The organism is Lachnotalea sp. AF33-28 (assembly GCF_003477885.1).
GTDB lineage: Bacteria > Bacillota > Clostridia > Lachnospirales > Lachnospiraceae > AF33-28.
The window spans coordinates 32,704-50,856 of the sequence record NZ_QUEE01000003.1 but is presented as its reverse complement, the minus strand read 5'-3'; the positions used below and the strand labels follow the sequence as shown (position 1 = coordinate 50,856).

Below are 18,153 nucleotides of genomic sequence, written 5' to 3'. Positions count from 1 at the left end.
TTCAGAGAAAAAATGATAAGATAACCCACAAAAAAAGGCGGGCAGAAAGATGAATCCAAATCTGGCGGAGGCCAAGCGCCTCATGGAAAACGGCGGCTATACATGTGTATTATATAAAGACGGAATCACCCACACCAGCACGAAGCGGGGCGTTCTTCCCCTCAAAGAATGGCTGGAGAAAAAGACAGAGCTGAAGGGTTTTTCGGCGGCGGATAAAGTGGTGGGAAAGGCGGCAGCCTTCCTGTATGTCCTCATGGGTGTCCGGGAGGTATATGCCCGCGTGATGAGCGAGGGCGCGGTCCGGGTTTTAGAGGCTCACGGTATAGAAGCCTGCTGTGACAGCACGGCCGGCGGAATCATCAACCGTGCGGGAACAGGGCCGTGCCCGATGGAGCAGGCGGTAGCCGGCATCGAAGATCCGCAGGAGGCATATCAGGCTGTCTGTATCAGGCTTAGAGAGCTGGCCGGGGAGCGTTCGTAACCAGTCCCTATCCTCTTTGAGGCATGACAAAACCTGCCAGCGCCCTGTTTATAAAGGCGTTGAAAGGCTGCATGGCCTGAAACACCGCTTCGGCAAGTTTTATGAACTGACCGGAATCACACACCATCTGATCGCTTACCGGATATTCCAGATACCAGCTTTTATATTTCAGATACTCCGCCTGAGGGCTTTTTGGATCAAAGCCCTCAGGCACTTTTTTTAACGCCGTGCCCCGGACGGTAAAATACTTTTGAAATTGCGGATCGGAAAGGATGCGTTTCCATTCACCGGTATTGGCGGCAATATGGGATCGGACCATCGCCGTGGCGTCTTTAAACATGTCGGCAAACAAACCACCGCCCAGGAAGGATCGGCCGTCCGGCGCGAGCATAATGTAATAGCCTGCCGGTATGGGGAGCTTGCCGCACGGACCTATATGGGCGCGGAATGAGGGATTGTAAGGGGATTTGTCATGGCTGAAACGGGTGTCTCTCATCAGCTTAAAGGTGAGATCCTTCGGATCGTTGTGAAGTACGCTGCTGTCTGTCCTTCCGATTTGCAGAATCAGTTCCTTTAACAGTTTCTTAAATTCTTCGTTGGCATATTTAAATTCCTCTTTATGCGCATGATAGAACTCCCGGCTGTTATTGTTTTTTAATTCGGTGAGATATTGCAGTATGAGTTTAGTATCCATCAGTTCTCCTGTATAATATGAATTTGTGTAGATTTGAGAAAATCTTTTAAAAATTCCCGGGCAGTCTTTGGAGACCGGTAAGCTTTGCAGAACTGAAAACTGCCGGAGAGACCGTCAATCTCCTCCATAGCCTGTTTGACATCAAAAAGGGCTTGTGACGGGATTTCCGATGACGATGAGTAATCGAGCCTTTCCGGATTAAGGCGCCGGGTCTGTATGGCATAATTGATTCTGCGCTCACACCGGCATTTACCGCTTCCGTATTCGCCGCAGTAGTTTTCCAGAAAGTCAGCCATTTTTTTTCGTACCCTTGAAAGGCGCTTGCGGTAAGTTTCTGCTGAGATGCCCAGAATGTCACCGGCTATACGGCTGTCTGCTTTAAACATCGTTCCCAGGATGAAGATACAGCGGCTTTTTGCATCCAGGCACTGCAGCATGACATTGGTGCAGGACATCTTCAGCTCTTCCGCCAGAACGGCCTTTTCAACATCCTGAGTCAGATCCGGTATATCCTGTGCTTTTCCGTTCTCGATATCATATCCGTAGTACTCAAAACTTAACGGTTGATGAGCAAACATGCTTCTCCTGTAATTTTTCAGATGGTTTACCGCGATGCGAAACACCCATGTAGAAAAAGCGCTTTCCTTTTTAAAAGCCGATAAGTGTGTTATGACCTTCAGTAATATCTCCTGGGATGCATCCTCCGCATCGGGAAATGTACCCAACATCCGCAGAGAAAGGTTAAACACCAGATCCTGTACACTGCTAAGGAGTGTTTCAAGTGCTTTTTCATCCCCTGCGGTTGCCTGGTCAATGAGAATTGACAGGTCTTCAGTTATTTTATAATCCATAATTTTGTCCCTCCTGATTTATTAGACACGCCCCGACACCTTTTGTGACACTTTGCGGCATAATAATGCAAATTCTGTAACAGTTTTATTGCGTCGCCACCCCGTCCATTGGGATTGAAAAGGATATGCAGGTTCCCATCCCCCGATGGCTCTGGATATGCAGCGCGCTTTTCTCCCCATAACGCAGGATCAGCCGTCGGTTGACATTGGTCAGACCGATGTTTCTGCTGTTGCTGTCAAAGATCCGTTCATAAAGGGTGCGCACCTCTTCCCTGGACATGCCCACGCCGGTATCGATGACCACAAAGCAGATCTGTCCGTCCTTGCTGTATATTTTCAATTTGATGAAGCCAAGCCTCCGAAGCGGCCGTATACCGTGATCGATGCTGTTTTCAATCATGGGCTGTAGGATCAGGCGCATCACCTGCATCTGCTCCAATCCGGGTTCGATCTCATAGTATATGACAAACAGTTCGCCGAACCGGTAATTCTGGATGGAGATATATTTTTTCAGATAGGCGATCTCATCCTCCAGATTCACCATCTTTTTTGAATCGGCCAGAGAATATTTTAGGATGTCTGAAAGCTGTTCGATGATGCGGTTCACAGAGGTGGGTGATCCGCAGGAGAGCTTCAGTGATTCCATATTCAGCGTCTGCAGCGTGTTGAATAGAAAATGAGGATTGATCTGCAGCTGCAGCGCAGCCAGCTCTGCGGCTTCTTTTTTATATTTCTGTTCCTGCAGCTGGCTGTTTAAAAATGTGGTATTTAAAAACAGCGAGATCACGTTGTTCATGATGACCCCGAATTCATCGTTAAAAGGGACCTCGTGAGGACCGGGGTAGATGCCGTTTTCCGCGTTCTGCAGGGACTCGATGACATAGTTTATCTGAACAAAGCTCCTCTTGGTGGTCTCATAGGCCAGAAAGAAGATCAGAAGGCAGTTGAAAAAAAGCACTAGGATCAGCAGATAGGACAGCTCCAGCAGCTTGTCCAGCATTGCGCCGATGCCGATGGCGGAGATCAGATAGATGTTAAAATCGTCAAAGTGGCGCACCGTGATCATACATACGCCGTTTTCGGTGTTCATCCACTGATGATTGGGCAGTCCGTCCGGACCGGAATAGGCCTGAAAGACCGAGGAAAAGTCGATGGACAGGTCGCCCTCTCCCTGATGGCTGACCAGAACTTCCTGATTGCAGTTGAGCAGGTAAAAATTCTCATCCTGCTGCGTGATCATGGATGCCAGGATCTGTTTGAATTCTGCCGCGTCAATATTGACCACAATTACGCCCTTGTAATAAGTCATGCGCTGATAGACTGTAATGATATCCCTTGGAGGCGAGTAAGAAGATTCGATCAGCTGCCTGGCCTCGATCCACATATTCTCATCGTCAGACAGATTCTTATAGGTGCTGTACCAGGATGTGTCATAGTAATCCTCCAGATAGCAGACCCCCTTGCTGGAAGAGAAAAAATCCGTATAATGGTCCAGATAGAGATAAATGGAGGAAATATAGGGATGGGAGTTGGCGATGCTGGCCAATATCGCCTTCATGCTGTTTAAAAAGATATAATCGGAATAATCCATGGCAGAGAAAAGAAGGACCTTCTGCAGCGCCAGATTCAGCTGGGGGTTGTTGGTCATGAGGTCGTGTTGATACAGAGCGTTGTTGATGACAAGATTGATATTTTCCTGTACGCTGGAAAGGTTGTTGTCAGCGGTGGCACAGAGCGCCTGATTGCCCTGACGGATCGTGATCCCCATGGAGATACAGAACAGAATGACAGTGGGGATCAGCATCAGCAGAAAATAGTATTTCAAACGTTTGAGAAAGAATTTTTTCATCATCATACGGACTTACTCCTTCTTACGGCCGTTCAATATGCCCGGGTTATTGCGGTATTCCTGCGGCGTCACGCCGTAATAAGCCTTGAAGGCCCGGGAAAAATTCTTGGGATTGTCATATCCGATCCGGTACGCTATCTCATACTGCCGGTAGGAGATATCCTTCATCATCGCGAGAGCCTTCTCCATGCGGATCTGCAGCAGATGATCCGTGAAATGCCGGCCGGTTTTCTCCGTAAAAAGCCGGGAAAGATACGAAGGGCTTAGGGATACCAGCGCGGCCGCCTCCTCCAATGCCGCCTCCCTGTAGTTTTCCTTCAGATAGTCGGTGACGGTCCGAATGATGGCCTGATAGTAGGTTTCATCCGCCGCATTGTCCGGCGCCGGCTGTTCGGAAACAGAAGAGAAACGGCGCTCCCCGTCCAGCATTTTCTTGACCCTCTCGAAGCAGGAGACCAGCTCGTCATATTTGATTGGCTTGACCAGATAGTCCACCACCTGATTGCGCAGGGCGCTCTGGGCGTATTCGAAATTCTGATAGCTGCTGAAATAAACCACTTTGATGTTTTTCTCCATCAGAATGGAGGACAGGCAGATCCCATCCATGACCGGCATGCAGATATCGGTGAAGACCACATCCACAGGATGGGCAGCTATGTATTCCAGCGCATCCTCTCCGTTGGAATACTCCCCGGCTATTTCGAAACCGATGTTGTTCCAAGGGAACAGGTTGGCGATTCCTTCACGGATTTTTTCCTCATCATCAATAATAAGAAGCCTGTACATATGAATTCCCCCGTTTTCTGAATCGTAGAGATGCTGATAAAATCATATCATTTTTATTCCGAAAATAAAAGCGCACAAAGCGCCCGGAAACCGTTTGAAGGCAAAGAACACAAATAAAGAAGAAAAATGACAAAACCTGATACCCTCCGTTTGCGCAAACTGACAAAAATGGTATAGAAACCGTAACACAAATGCCTTTTGGAAAAGAATAATTTCCGGTAGAATGAAATCAGAAGAAACCGGAACAAAACCGGGAAAGGACAGGAGAGCGGAATATGGGAACGAATGAAGAGCTGTGGTATTGTACACCCGCAGGGGGATGGGATGAAGCTCTGCCCGTAGGCAACGGAAGGATCGGAGCGATGATCTACGGAGATCCGGAGCATGAGATCATGCAGTTAAATGAGGACAGCATCTGGTATGGCGGCCCCATGGATCGAATCAATCCGGACGCGCTGCCCAATCTTGAGAAGGTGCGCCGGCTGATCCTGGATCAGCGCATTCCGGAGGCGGAGGAACTGCTGAAATATGCTTTTTCCGGCACTCCTCAAAGTATGAGACCCTATCAGCCGCTGGGAAGGCTTCATCTTGATATGAGGACTCCGGGGGTGCTGTCTGCCGACCGATACCGACCTGACCGGTACCGCGTTCAGGAAAAGGCCTGTGAAGACAAGGGGGCGGAGACGGCAGTAACATCCTACCGGCGCTGGCTTTCCCTGGCGGAAGGCGTGCACAGTCTGACTTATACGCAATGCGGAATCACCTACCGGAGGGAGACGCTGGCCTCTTATCCGGATCAGGTTATCGCAGTTCATCTTACCGCTGACCGTGAGGGCGCGCTGTTTTTTTCCTGCTTGCTGGAGCGCGACCGCTTTCTGGACTGGTCGGGGAAGGCGGGCGAATCCTGTGTGATGCTGAAGGGATCAGGAGGTCTTGACGGAGTGCGCTTCTGCGGCGCGGTCAGCGTGCAGGCGGAAGGCGGCAGGGTTTCGGTGATTGGAGAGCATATAGTGGTGGACGGAGCGGATGCTGCGACGGTCTTGATCGGCGCCGGGACCAGCTATTACTGTGGGGAGGATTACGAGAAAACGGCGCTGCTGCAGCTTGAAAATGCCGCAAAGGCCGGTTTTGAAAACATCCGAAGGAACCATCTGAAGGATTATCGGGAGCTGTATAACCGGGTCTTTTTAAGCCTGGGCGAGGACATGCATGCAGGGGAATCCACCGGAGAGAGACTTAAACTGCTGAAAGAGCGCGGCAGGGACAACGGGCTCTTGGTCACCTATTTTAATTTCGGGCGCTATCTGCTGATCTCTTCCAGCAGGCCGGGAACGCTGCCTGCCAATCTCCAGGGCATATGGAACGATAAGATGAACCCGAAATGGGATTCCAAGTTCACGATCAATATCAATACGGAGATGAACTACTGGCCCGCCGAATGCTGCAATCTGCCGGAATGCCATATGCCTCTGTTTGATCTGCTGAAAAGGATGCAGAAAAGCGGGCATGAGGTTGCCATGAGGATGTATGGCTGCAGGGGATTTGCGGCCCACCACAACACCGATTTATGGGGGGACTGTGCCCCGCAGGACTTCTGGATTCCGGCCACCTACTGGGTGATGGGCGGCGCATGGCTGTGCCTGCATATCTGGAATCATTATCTGTATTGCCAGGATAAGGAGTGGCTCTCTTCCATGTATGGCATCCTGCGGGAGGCAGTGTTGTTTTATGAGGATTTTCTTGTGGAAGAGGCTGGAATGCTTTTAACCTGTCCCTCCTGTTCTCCGGAGAATACATATATCATGGCCGATGGCACGCAGGGCAGGGTGACGGCCGGCCCTGCTATGGACAATGAACTGCTTAGAGAGCTGATCGGTGACTATCTGAAGGCCTCAGAAATCCTGGGTATCCGGGATGAGGTTGTGGAGGCGGCTGAGAAGATTCCGGAAAAGCTTCCTCCTCTAAGGATCGGAAAACACGGACAGATCATGGAGTGGAGGGAGGACTATGATGAGATTGAGCCGGGCCACCGGCACATCTCCCAGCTCTATGCGCTGTATCCGGGGCATGAGATCACTGTGGACGGTACGCCGGAGCTGGCAGAGGCCGCTAAGCGTACGCTGAACAGACGGCTTCTGTGGGGCGGCGGCCATACGGGCTGGAGCTGCGCATGGGTGATTGGATTTTTTTCCGCCCTTCATATGGGTAACGAAGCCCATGAGCATCTGGTAAAGATGCTGAACAATTCCACCAACTGCAATCTGATGGACACGCATCCCTTAAATCCCACAGGCACCATATTCCAGATCGACGGAAATCTGGGCGCAGCTGCGGATATCATTCATATGCTGGTACAGGCGGATGAGAACCGGATCCGGCTGCTGCCGGCTTTGCCGGACACCTGGCCGGAGGGAAAGCTGGAGGGGGTGTGCGTACCCGGCAAAGCGGCGCTGTTTCTGGAGTGGAAGGAAGGACGGCTCATAAAGGCCGGCATCCGCGCAAAACAGGGCGGACACTTTTCTATCTGCTGGCAGGACCGGGAATGGATAATGGAACTCTCGTCCGGCGAGGAGCGGATGCTGGATCTTAAGGCCGGCGCAAAAAAAGAAGAAAAATAACAAAATCGGATACCTGCCGTCTAGGGAAGTCAGCAAAAAGAGGGGAGAAAACGCAATTCAAATATCTGTTTCGGAGACGGAATTTTCGCTATAATTTATCTATCAAAAGACGGCGGACAACGCTTTTAAGAAGAGGAGGAATATTGATATGAGAAAAATTTCACGGGTTTTGGCGCTTGTGATGTGTGTCATCCTGATGGCAGGCCTCTGTGCCTGCGGCTCCGATACAACCGGAACCACCACAGCTGCGGAGGCGGGAGGAACGGCGGCGGGAGAGACTTCTGCGGCATTGGATGAAAAGCATGATCCGGTCACGCTGCGCTTTATGTGGTGGGGCGGTGATGAGAGGGCGGAGGCAACCCTAAAGGCCATCGAGGCGTTTGAGGCCAAGTACGACTGGATCACGATTGAGCCAGAGTACGGCTCTTCCGACGGTTATCAGGAAAAGCTGACGACACAGTTGAGCTCGGGCAATGCGGCGGATATCATACAGATGGGTCCCGGTTGGCTGCCCGGCTATGTGAAATCCAATGACAACTATTTCATCGATTTCAACGACTATGCGGACAGGATTGATTTGACCACCTTTGAGAGCAGCTTCCTGGAACAGAACGGCAACATCGGTGGAAAGCAGTACGGGCTGCCCACCGGAATCTCCGGCTACTCCTTTATCTACAACAAGACTCTGGCGGATAAAGCCGGCATCCTGTTCCCCGACAGCAAGGAAGAGATGAACTGGGATACATTAATCGAGCTGGGCAAACAGCTTCAGGCGTACGATTCCTCCGCGTATCTGGTCGACATCGGGGACAGCGAGCTGGCTGCCTGTATCATGAGACCCTATCTGCTGCAGCTGACAGGCAGCACCATGGTGGTGGATGCCACCGCAGAGCTGGGATTTACTGAGGAAGAGCTGGTGCAGTGTCTGACCTATATCAAAGATCTGTACGATAACAAGGTGATTCCTCCGCTGGCGGATATCGCGGCATACAGCTCCGGCGATTCACTGCAGACAGATCCCAAATGGATATCCGGCGAGACCTATGTGGGCATGTTCCTTTCCTCTTCCACAGCGGAAGTCGCCACGGCGGCCTGCCCAGACTGTGAATTTGCAGCCGGCTATATGCCGGTGATGAGCAGCGCCAAAAATGACGGTTTCTACGCGAACTGCCCTCAGTATATGTGCGTATCCAAGTCATCGGAACACATTGAGGAGGCCGTAATGTTCCTGGACTATTTTTATAACAGTGAAGAGGCCGCAGAGATCCTGACCACAGTCCGTTCCGTGCCGCCAACATCCGTAGGCCAGAGCGTCTGCGCTAAGCTGGGCAAGCTGGAAGGCATCGCAAAGGATACGGTCGACATCCTTCAGGCCAGCTATCATGGCACCAATGAGATGGGCATGACCACGGAAGAGGAGTACGGACAGATATTAAGAGATATGATCAGCCAGATCGCCTATGGACAGGGAACTCCGGAAGAGGTCGCCAAAAACGGCATAACGCTGATGCAGAATTTCCTGGACTCCAAAAACTGACCGATTCAGGTTACAGGATCTGCCGCTTGCACCCACTGATGGCGGGTACAGGCGGCAGTATTTTTAAGAAGGGAGAATCCGACTGTGGAAAAAGTTAAGGTGAAGAGATGGAGAAAAAGGGACTGCATGGGATTAGTCTATGTGGCGCCATGGCTGGCCGGCTTTCTGCTGCTGCAGCTGTATCCTTTTCTGGCATCCCTGTATTATTCATTTTGTCAGTATAATGTGATGGCCTCTCCGGAATGGGTCGGCCTGAAAAATTACATCACCCTGTTTACCGTGGACACGGATTTTAAGAAATCCTTTATGGTGACGCTGGTCTATACGCTCTACACCGTTCCGGGCAAACTGATCATGTCCCTGCTGGTCGCCCTGCTCCTGAACAAAAATATGAAAGGCATCAATCTGATCCGGACCGTGTTCTATATACCCTCCCTGTTCGGAGGCAGTGTGGCCGTGGCGCTTTTATGGAAGCTGATGTTTATGGACGACGGAGTCATCAATGCCGTTTTAGGCTTCCTGCATCTTCCCGCAATCCAGTGGCTGGGAAACCCGGGGGTGGCGCTCAAAACCATCTGTATGCTTGAAATCTGGCAGTTTGGTTCCTCCATGGTGATGTTTCTGGCCGCGTTGAAACAGGTGCCTGCCTCTTTATATGAAGCCGCGCAGATCGACGGCGCGGACAAATGGAAATGTTTTTTCCGGATCACGCTTCCGCAGATCACCCCAATCATCTTTTTCAACATGATCATGCAGACGATTAATGCGCTGCAGGCATATACTTCAGCGGCTGTGATCACCAACGGCGGCCCGGTGAAGGCCACCTATCTGCTGGGGATCAAGCTGTATAAAGAGGCGTTCCAGAATTATAAAATGGGATATGCCAGCACGATCTCCTGGGTGATTTTTGCAGTGATTATGGCGGTAACGCTCTTGCTGTTTAAATCCTCCTCCGGATGGGTGTATTACGAAGACGGCGGAGAGTTTTAGGAGGATGGGCTCATGAAGAAAAAAACGAAAAAGAGAATAAATCTGATTATTACTTATGTGATTATTACCTTCATAGGGGTGCTGATGCTCTATCCGATCCTCTGGATGTTTTTTGCCGCGTTTAAGACCAATGAAGAGATATTCGGATCGCTGAAGCTGCTGCCGGAGTCTTTCTCTCTGGACAGCTTCATAGAAGGTTGGAGAAGCACGGGAAGGACTACCTATACGGATTATTTCATTAATACATTTAAAATGACCGTGCCCACCACGCTTCTGACCGTGATGACCTGCTCCCTGGTGGCTTACGGATTTGCGAGGTTTCGGTTTCCGGGGAAGAAGCTTCTATTCATGCTGCTGATTGCGACACTGATGCTGCCCAATGCTGTGATCATCATCCCGCGCTACAGCTTGTACAACTCACTGGGGTGGCTGGATACCTATCTGCCGTTTTATATACCGGCCCTGCTGGGTACCTATCCCTTTTTTATCTTCATGCTGATCCAGTTCATGAGAGGGCTCCCCAGGGATCTGGATGAGTCAGCATATATGGATGGCTGCGGAACCTTCCGCGTATACTGGAACATACTGCTGCCGCTGCAGAAGCCGGCCCTGTTCTCCGCAGGTCTGTTCCAGTTTCTGTGGACCTATAACGATTATATGAACCCTCTGATCTTCATCAGCTCCGTGAAGAAATACGTGATCTCTCTGGCGCTGCGGTTATCGCTGGATGCCGAGTCGGTGGTGGTCTGGAGCCGCGTGATGGCGATGGCCTTTGTAGCGGTGCTTCCCTTGATTATACTGTTCTTTGCGGCCCAGAAGTATTTTGTGGAAGGGATTGCGACTACCGGAATGAAAGGCTAGGGCAATCTCTCTAAACAGTCTTTTGCCTCGGGAGTTTTTCCCGCCTCTGTTTTGCCTTGACGATGGCATCACAATCAAGTATCATGTTTATTAGAATTGTTTACCTAGAAAAGGCGGATACAAAGGTGGAGAATAAACGCGAAGAGATACATAACCGGCGTCTTAAAGAGGCAGAAGCCCTCGCGAGCCGTTTGATGCATATGCATTACTGTGAAGGCAATGCGGCGGGCGTGGCCGAATATTTTGCACCGCAGTTTACCTGGGTGGGTGCGGGTGAAGAGCAGTATATTGCGGGATATGATGCGGCAAAGGAGATGTTCGGAAGGTTTAAAGATGCCATTCCCAAGTGCGAGATCCTGGATGAGGAGTATGATGCCATAGAGCCCGTGCCGGGCCTTTATGTGGTTTCAGGACGGATGTGGATCGCTACTGCGCCCGAGGTGAAAATGTATCTCAAGGTGCATCAGCGCGTGACATTTGTATTTCAGGAGGCGGAAAAAGGGCTGCTCTGTTCGCATATACACTGTTCAAATCCGTACCAGGAGATGGTCGGAGGAGAATTTTTTCCTGAAAAGGTCGGAAGGCAGTCCTATGAATTTGTGCAGGAACGGCTGGCAAAACTGGAGGAGCAGACACTGCAGCAGAACCGGCAGATGGATGTGATCATGTCCTCCATCGCCGGAGGGCTTAAGATCAGCAATGACGATGACAGCTATTCCTTTGCTTTTGTCAGCAGGGAAGCGGCGGCGCTGTTCGGATATACGGTGGAGGAGTTCCTGGAGGTGACGGGCGGCAGTGCGGTAGGAGCGGTTTATCCGCCCGATCTTCATAAGGCTCTTGCGGACTGCGCCGAAGCGTTCAGCGGCGGCGGACTGTCTTATTCCACCAGATACCGTGTGCGCTGTAAGGACGGCAGCCTCAAATGGATCATTGACAGCGGTAAGAAATCCCTGGATGCGGAAGGCCGGTGGATGGTGAACAGCCTGTATCTGGATATCACCCGCGAAGAGGAGGATGCCCAGAGACTGCGCGAGCAGACGCAGCTGCTCACCAGCATATATGATACGGTACCCTGCGGCATCCTGCGTTTTGTTTACCATGAGGACGGGGAATCTGAGCTGATTTCTCTGAACCGGGCGGCGCTGTCTCTTTTAGGATATGACAGCATGGAAGAGGGGCTGTATGACTGGCACAGAGGCGTGCTTGGGACTGTGCTTGAAGAAGATCAGGATATGCTAAGGCAGACCTACCGGCAGCTTGTTGAGGTGGGAGACCGGCAGGACCGCGTGTACCGCGCACTGTGGCACGACGGCTCGCTTCACTGGCTGGATGGGAGCAATATGGTGGTAGGCCGGACGGAAAAAGGCGAGGCCATCATCCAGAGGACTCTTATTGATATTACCGAACAGAAGAAACTTCAGCAGCAGCTCGATGAAGAACAGGAAATGTACCGTGTGGCCATGGAGGCCGGCAACGATACGATGTTTGAATACCTGATGGATTCCGATGTATTTATAAGCTATGAACCCCGGCCGGGCCAGGGCGTGATACGCAGGGAGCTTTTGCACTATTCACAGGTGCTCCTGGACGAGAATTTCATCCATCCGGAGGACGCGCCCAGAGCTATTGATAATATCTGCAACGGAAGAGGGGAGATGTTTGAGGTGCGCGTGGTTACGCCGGATTCGGCCCCCGGAGATTACCGGTGGCATCTGGTGAGCAGCCGTCTGATCATGAAAGACGGCCGGCCATTCCGTGTGGTGGGCACAATCCGAAACATTCACAGCATGAAGGAAACCCTTTCGGAAAACAGCCAGCGCCTGCATATGAATCAGTCCGCTCTGAATGCGATCAGCGGGGTGTATGTGAGCATATTTTATGTAAATCTCACGGAAGACCGGTATTATGCTGTACGTCTTCCCAAGAGAGAGGATTTAATGAGTTTTAACCGCAGCGGCAGCTTTTCCGGATATCTGTGCCGGTCCGTCCTGGATTATGTAAGACAGGAGGACTGGCCCCAGGTGGCGCAGGTATGTGACAGGGACAGGCTTTTGCAGTGGTTTCCGCCGATCAGCGGCCACGCAGAGGTGGAATTCAGGCGGAACACGTCGGACGGACAGCCTTCTTCCTGGCTGCGTCTTGAGATCCATCCGGTTTCTATCCGGAATGCGGAGGCCAGGACGGCTATACTGACACTGCGCAATGTAAGTGACGAAAAACGGAAGGAGCTTGAGCGCAGGGAAGAAGAAAAGGCCGCTAAACAGGCACTGGAAGAGGCATATGAAGGCGCACGGCAGGCCAATCAGGCTAAATCGGAGTTCCTTTCCAGGATGAGCCATGACATACGGACTCCGATGAATGCCATATTGGGCATGGCATCCATTGCGGAGCGATTTTTGGATAATAAGGAAAAGGTCGCGGACTGTCTGACAAAGATTAGGACGTCAGGCGATCATCTGCTGGGGCTGATAGGCGAAGTGCTGGATATGTCCAAGATCGAGTCCGGAGATGTGGGATTAAACGAGACGGTGTTTTCAGTAAAGGATATGCTGATTACGGTGCTGGATATCATACGTACGGATGCGCAGAAGAAGGAACAGCTGCTGGACTGGAGCTGCTGTGCGGACAATGATCTGGTCAGCGGCGATTCCATGCGGGTGCAGCAGATACTTCTCAATCTGCTGTCCAATGCGGTGAAATATACGCAGAATGGAGGACACATCAGCCTGCGGGCCGAGGAGAAAATCTCCAGCCGCCGTGGAGTAGGATGTTTTGTATTCACAGTGGAAGACAATGGGATCGGCATTGCGGAGGAATTTCTGGATAAGATGTTTCTGCCATTTGAACGGGCCGGGGATGCGCGGGTGGCGGCGGTTCAGGGAACGGGCCTGGGCCTGGCAATCACAAATAATCTGGTGCAGATGATGAATGGGACGATTCGTGTTCGGAGCCGGATCAATGAGGGAACCTGCTTTACGGTGACCGTCTTTTTGAAGCTGGCGCAGGAGGAGAAACCGGTCAAAGAGCCTGTTTTAAAATCGCAGAAGGCAAACAGCACCGGTTTTGCGCCGGGCACCCGTATCCTGCTGGTGGAGGACAACGACCTGAACCGGGAAATAGCTGGGGAACTCCTGAACATGGCCGGGCTGGAAACGGCCTGTGCCTGTGACGGCAGGCAGGCCGTGGATCTGTTTGCTTCCAATCCTCCCGGTACCTACTCTCTGATCCTGATGGACATACAGATGCCGGTGATGGACGGATATGAAGCTGCCAAAGCTATACGCCTGATGGGTGCAGGCGAAAGGCCGGATGCAGCGGATATTCCGATCATCGCCCTTACAGCCAACGCGTTTGCCGATGACGCCTACCGGGCGGCGGAGGCCGGGATGAATGAACATGTGGCCAAACCGATTGACCCTGATCAGCTCTTGGAAACGCTGCACCGATGGCTGGATGCCGCTGCCGGCGGGAAGCAGTGAAACTGTTTATAAAGCTGATGACTTCTGCGATTATTATGCGCGGAAGCATCGGCTTTTTCTGCGCTTAGAAGAGGAAGCACACCAAAGTGTGGATAAATATGGAAGAGAATTATACACGAGAAGTACAAAACGCGGTTGTTCGATTGATTGACATTTGATACTATATATGCTATCATTCATAAGGCCGGCTACACAATATAGTGGATAGCAGGGCGCATTTGAAGGAAGGACGCAGAGTGTATGAAGATTATTAAACGCAACGGCTCGGAGGCCGTATTCGACATTGACAAGATTGTTCTCGCTATTACTAAGGCAAATGAGGCAGTGGCAGAAACAGCCCGCATGACCTCCATGCAGATTCAGAGAATCGCGGAGAGCGTTGTGCTGTCCTGCGAACAACTGGGACGTTCGCCCAGCGTGGAAGAGGTTCAGGATATGGTGGAGCACCAGATCATGGCCCATGGAGCATTCGAGGCGGCTAAGGCGTATATCACCTACCGTTATACCCGCACTCTGGTTCGTCAGTCCAACACGACCGATGACAAGATTTTAAGCCTGATTGAATGCAACAACGAAGAAGCCAAGCAGGAAAATTCCAATAAAAATCCGGTGGTCAACTCGACACAGAGAGACTATATGGCGGGAGAGGTGTCCAAGGACATCAGCAGCCGCCTGTTGCTGCCGCAGGAGATTGTGGATGCTCATAATGAAGGGATCATCCATTTTCACGATACCGATTATTTCGCACAGCACATGCATAACTGCGATCTGGTAAATCTGGAGGACATGCTGCAAAACGGCACGGTGATTACCGGGACGCTCATCGAACGGCCTCACAGCTTTTCCACCGCCTGCAATATCGCTACGCAGATCATCGCGCAGGTGGCATCCAACCAGTATGGCGGGCAGTCCATATCATTGGCGCATCTGGCTCCGTTCGTGCAGGTCAGCAGGGAAAAGATCCGTCAGCAGGTGCTGCATGAAATCAAGTATATCGGCGCGGACATTTCTGTGGAGAAAATCAACCACATGGTGGAGGAACGGCTGCGGGAGGAGATCCGACGCGGCGTACAGACTATCCAGTACCAGGTGGTGACGCTGCTCACCACGAACGGACAGGCTCCGTTTGTAACGGTATTCATGTACCTGAATGAAGCAAAGAGTGAGGGAGAAAAGCACGATCTGGCCATGATCATAGAGGAAGTCCTGGAACAGCGCTATCAGGGTGTTAAGAATGAAAAGGGCGTGTGGGTGACGCCGGCATTCCCGAAACTGATCTATGTACTGGAGGAGGATAACATCCATGAGGATGCCCCTTACTATTATCTGACGGAACTCGCCGCAAAATGTACGTCCAAACGTCTGGTGCCGGATTATATTTCCGAAAAGAAGATGAAGGAATTAAAAGAGGGCAACTGCTTCCCCGTCATGGGCTGCCGCAGCGCTCTGTCTCCGTGGAAGGATGAGAACGGAAACTATAAATTCTACGGGCGTTTCAATCAGGGTGTGGTGACGCTGAACCTGGTGGATGTGGCGCTCTCTTCCGGCGGGAGCATGGAGAAATTTTGGAAGATTTTCGATGAACGGCTGGATCTGTGCTACCGCGCGCTGATGTGCCGTCATGAGAGGCTCAAAGGGACTCTGTCGGATGCAGCGCCGATCCTGTGGCAGTACGGCGCATGTGCCCGCCTTAAGAAAGGCGAGCCCATCGACAAGCTGCTGGTGGGCGGTTACTCCACGATTTCCCTGGGCTATGCGGGACTGTGTGAGTGCGTGCGCTATATGACCGGCAAGTCCCATACGGATCCGTCCGCCACACCGTTCGCTCTGGATATCATGAAATATATGAACGCCGCATGTGAACGCTGGAAAGACGAGACGTCGATTGGGTTTGGCATTTACGGCACGCCGCTGGAATCCACGACCTATAAATTCGCCAAATGCCTGCAGCGCCGGTTCGGTATCATCGAAGGCGTGACGGATAAGGGCTATATCACCAACAGCTATCATGTCCACGTGACAGAGGAAATGGATGCTTTTGAAAAGCTGAAATTTGAATCACAGTTCCAGGCTCTTTCCACCGGCGGAGCCATCAGCTATGTGGAGGTGCCCAACATGCAGCACAACCTGGAGGCTGTTCTGCAGCTGATCAAATTTATCTATGACAACATCATGTATGCGGAGCTCAACACCAAGAGCGATTACTGCCAGGTGTGCGGCTGGGACGGTGAGATTGAGATCCGCGAGCAGGACGGCAAGCTGGTGTGGACCTGCCCGCAGTGCGGCAACCAGGATCAGGACAAGATGAATGTGGCGCGCAGGACCTGCGGCTATATCGGGACTCAGTTCTGGAATCAGGGGCGCACCCAGGAGATCAAGGAACGCGTGATGCATTTATAATGCACCGTCTGAATAGGTACTGCAGGGACAGGGGCATCCATGCCGGATGTCCCTGTCCGTATCTAAATTGGAAGCACACTGAGGTGTGCGCAGGTCATCAACCTCCGGTTGGTGACAAGGGAGGGCATGACCGTGAATTACGGAGAAATTAAAAACTGCGACATTGCCAACGGAATCGGGGTGCGGGTAACACTGTTCGTTTCAGGCTGTACGAACCACTGTGAATACTGTTTTCAGCCCCAGACATGGGATTTCGCTTATGGACAGCCTTTTACGGCAGAGACGGAGGAGTCCATATTGGAGATGTTAAAACCCTCACACATCAACGGGCTTACGCTGTTGGGAGGCGAACCCTTTGAACCGGCCAACCAGCGGGAACTGCTGCCGTTTCTGCGGCGGGTGAGAGAGCGGTTCCCGGACAAAACCGTCTGGGCTTATTCGGGTTTTACGCTGGAGGAACTGACGGCGGAGGGAAACTATGCCAACTGTGAGGCGACCGTTCCCATGCTGGAGCTGGTCGATGTGCTGGTGGACGGCCGGTTTGTGGAGGCGCTAAAGGACATATCCCTGCAGTTTCGCGGCTCCGCGAATCAGAGGCTGATCGATCTGGTAAAAACCAGGGAGAGCGGTGAAATCGTGCTGTGGAGGGACGGCCGTTCTTAGCTGCTGATTTATGGCATATGTCAGAAAAACTTGTTGATATATGTCACAAACCGCGTATAATAAGATTTGTATGAGTATCGGACAATGATACAGGATCTTAGGAGGTTAGTATTATGAGTGAAAACTGTTCACACAACTGTGAGAGCTGCGGCGAGAGCTGCAGTGAGCGTGAGAGAGAGAGCCTTCTCGCAAAACCCCATGACGGGAGCCATATTAAAAAGGTAATCGGCGTTGTCAGCGGAAAGGGAGGCGTGGGCAAAAGCCTTGTCACCTCCATGCTGGCGGTGATGGCACGCCGTGAGGGATACAGCACTGCGATTCTGGACGCGGATATCACCGGCCCGTCCATCCCCACCGCTTTTGGGCTTCACTGCCATGCAGACGGCAGCGAGTCGGGTCTGTATCCGGTGGAATCCCAGACAGGCATCCGCATTATGTCCCTGAATTTTCTGACGGAGAACGAGACCGACCCTGTGGTATGGCGCGGCCCGTTGATCGCCGGAGCTGTGAAACAGTTCTGGACGGACGTCATCTGGGGCGATGTGGACTATATGTTTATCGACATGCCGCCGGGAACCGGGGACGTGCCGCTGACCGTATTTCAGTCCATACCGGTGGACGGCGTGGTGATCGTGGCTTCCCCGCAGGAGCTGGTGGGCATGATCGTGGAGAAGGCGGTCAACATGGCCGGTATGATGAATATCCCCGTGCTGGCGCTGGTGGAAAACATGAGCTATGTAGCCTGTCCCAAGTGCGGCGAGCAGATCCCGGTATTCGGAGAAAGCCATATTGACAGCATCGCACAGAAACACGGCATCTCGGCCATTGCGAAGCTGCCCATCGATCCGAAGCTGGCTGCGGCCTGCGACAGGGGCGTGATCGAACTGTTTGAAGGAAACTGGCTGGACGAACTGTTAAAGGAAATTACAAAATAACAGGGAGCT

Annotated in this window: 13 protein-coding genes; 9 read left to right on the top strand and 4 right to left on the bottom strand. The window is 51.9% G+C overall.

Going from position 1 to position 18,153, the window contains the following annotated elements; all coding sequences use genetic code 11:
* The first annotated feature begins 49 nt into the window (after nucleotides 1-49).
* A complete protein-coding gene (locus DWZ56_RS04910; RefSeq protein ID WP_118555278.1) occupies nucleotides 50-481 on the top strand; it encodes a DUF1893 domain-containing protein in 432 nt (143 codons plus the stop codon).
* A gap of 7 nt (nucleotides 482-488) precedes the next feature.
* Here the strand turns inward: DWZ56_RS04910 and DWZ56_RS04905 are convergent, their stop codons facing one another.
* The 4 genes from DWZ56_RS04905 to DWZ56_RS04890 all read right to left on the bottom strand — a co-directional run bounded on the left by DWZ56_RS04905 (nucleotide 489) and on the right by DWZ56_RS04890 (nucleotide 4,661).
* Nucleotides 489-1,175, bottom strand: a complete 687-nt coding sequence (locus tag DWZ56_RS04905; protein ID WP_118555277.1) for a DUF2461 domain-containing protein — start codon at nucleotides 1,173-1,175, stop codon at nucleotides 489-491.
* The gene (locus DWZ56_RS04900; protein WP_118555276.1) at nucleotides 1,175-2,026 is read right to left on the bottom strand and encodes an RNA polymerase sigma factor; all 852 of its coding nucleotides are present in this window, start codon (nucleotides 2,024-2,026) and stop codon (nucleotides 1,175-1,177) included. Before DWZ56_RS04900 ends, DWZ56_RS04905 begins: the two co-directional genes overlap by 1 nt.
* Nucleotides 2,027-2,111: 85 nt before the next feature.
* On the bottom strand, nucleotides 2,112-3,881 hold the full coding sequence (locus DWZ56_RS04895; RefSeq protein WP_118555275.1) for a sensor histidine kinase: 1,770 nt from the start codon (nucleotides 3,879-3,881) through the stop codon (nucleotides 2,112-2,114).
* 6 nt (nucleotides 3,882-3,887) lie between these two features.
* Complete coding sequence (locus DWZ56_RS04890) at nucleotides 3,888-4,661, bottom strand: response regulator transcription factor (RefSeq protein WP_118555274.1); 774 nt, start codon at nucleotides 4,659-4,661, stop codon at nucleotides 3,888-3,890.
* 275 nt (nucleotides 4,662-4,936) lie between these two features.
* Between DWZ56_RS04890 and DWZ56_RS04885 the strand changes: the two genes are divergently transcribed.
* The 8 genes from DWZ56_RS04885 to DWZ56_RS04850 all read left to right on the top strand — a co-directional run bounded on the left by DWZ56_RS04885 (nucleotide 4,937) and on the right by DWZ56_RS04850 (nucleotide 18,144).
* Nucleotides 4,937-7,279 carry a glycoside hydrolase family 95 protein gene (locus DWZ56_RS04885; protein ID WP_118555273.1) on the top strand — a complete coding sequence of 781 codons (2,343 nt, stop codon included), beginning with the start codon at nucleotides 4,937-4,939 and terminating at the stop codon, nucleotides 7,277-7,279.
* Nucleotides 7,280-7,427: 148 nt separating this feature from the next.
* Entirely contained in the window at nucleotides 7,428-8,816 is a 1,389-nt protein-coding gene (locus DWZ56_RS04880; RefSeq protein ID WP_118555272.1) for an ABC transporter substrate-binding protein, read from the top strand.
* An 84-nt stretch (nucleotides 8,817-8,900) separates the two neighbouring features.
* The gene (locus tag DWZ56_RS04875) at nucleotides 8,901-9,806 is read left to right on the top strand and encodes a carbohydrate ABC transporter permease (protein WP_243095079.1); all 906 of its coding nucleotides are present in this window, start codon (nucleotides 8,901-8,903) and stop codon (nucleotides 9,804-9,806) included.
* 12 nt (nucleotides 9,807-9,818) lie between these two features.
* A complete protein-coding gene (locus DWZ56_RS04870; RefSeq protein WP_118555271.1) occupies nucleotides 9,819-10,667 on the top strand; it encodes a carbohydrate ABC transporter permease in 849 nt (282 codons plus the stop codon).
* A 125-nt stretch (nucleotides 10,668-10,792) separates the two neighbouring features.
* Nucleotides 10,793-14,146: an ATP-binding protein gene (locus tag DWZ56_RS04865; RefSeq protein WP_330424833.1), complete on the top strand. Its 3,354-nt coding sequence runs from the start codon at nucleotides 10,793-10,795 to the stop codon at nucleotides 14,144-14,146.
* Nucleotides 14,147-14,386: 240 nt separating this feature from the next.
* On the top strand, nucleotides 14,387-16,546 hold the full coding sequence (gene nrdD, locus DWZ56_RS04860) for an anaerobic ribonucleoside-triphosphate reductase (protein WP_118555269.1): 2,160 nt from the start codon (nucleotides 14,387-14,389) through the stop codon (nucleotides 16,544-16,546).
* A 132-nt stretch (nucleotides 16,547-16,678) separates the two neighbouring features.
* Entirely contained in the window at nucleotides 16,679-17,209 is a 531-nt protein-coding gene (nrdG, locus tag DWZ56_RS04855; RefSeq protein ID WP_118555581.1) for an anaerobic ribonucleoside-triphosphate reductase activating protein, read from the top strand.
* A 113-nt stretch (nucleotides 17,210-17,322) separates the two neighbouring features.
* On the top strand, nucleotides 17,323-18,144 hold the full coding sequence (locus tag DWZ56_RS04850; RefSeq protein WP_118555268.1) for an Mrp/NBP35 family ATP-binding protein: 822 nt from the start codon (nucleotides 17,323-17,325) through the stop codon (nucleotides 18,142-18,144).
* Nucleotides 18,145-18,153 lie beyond the last annotated feature (9 nt).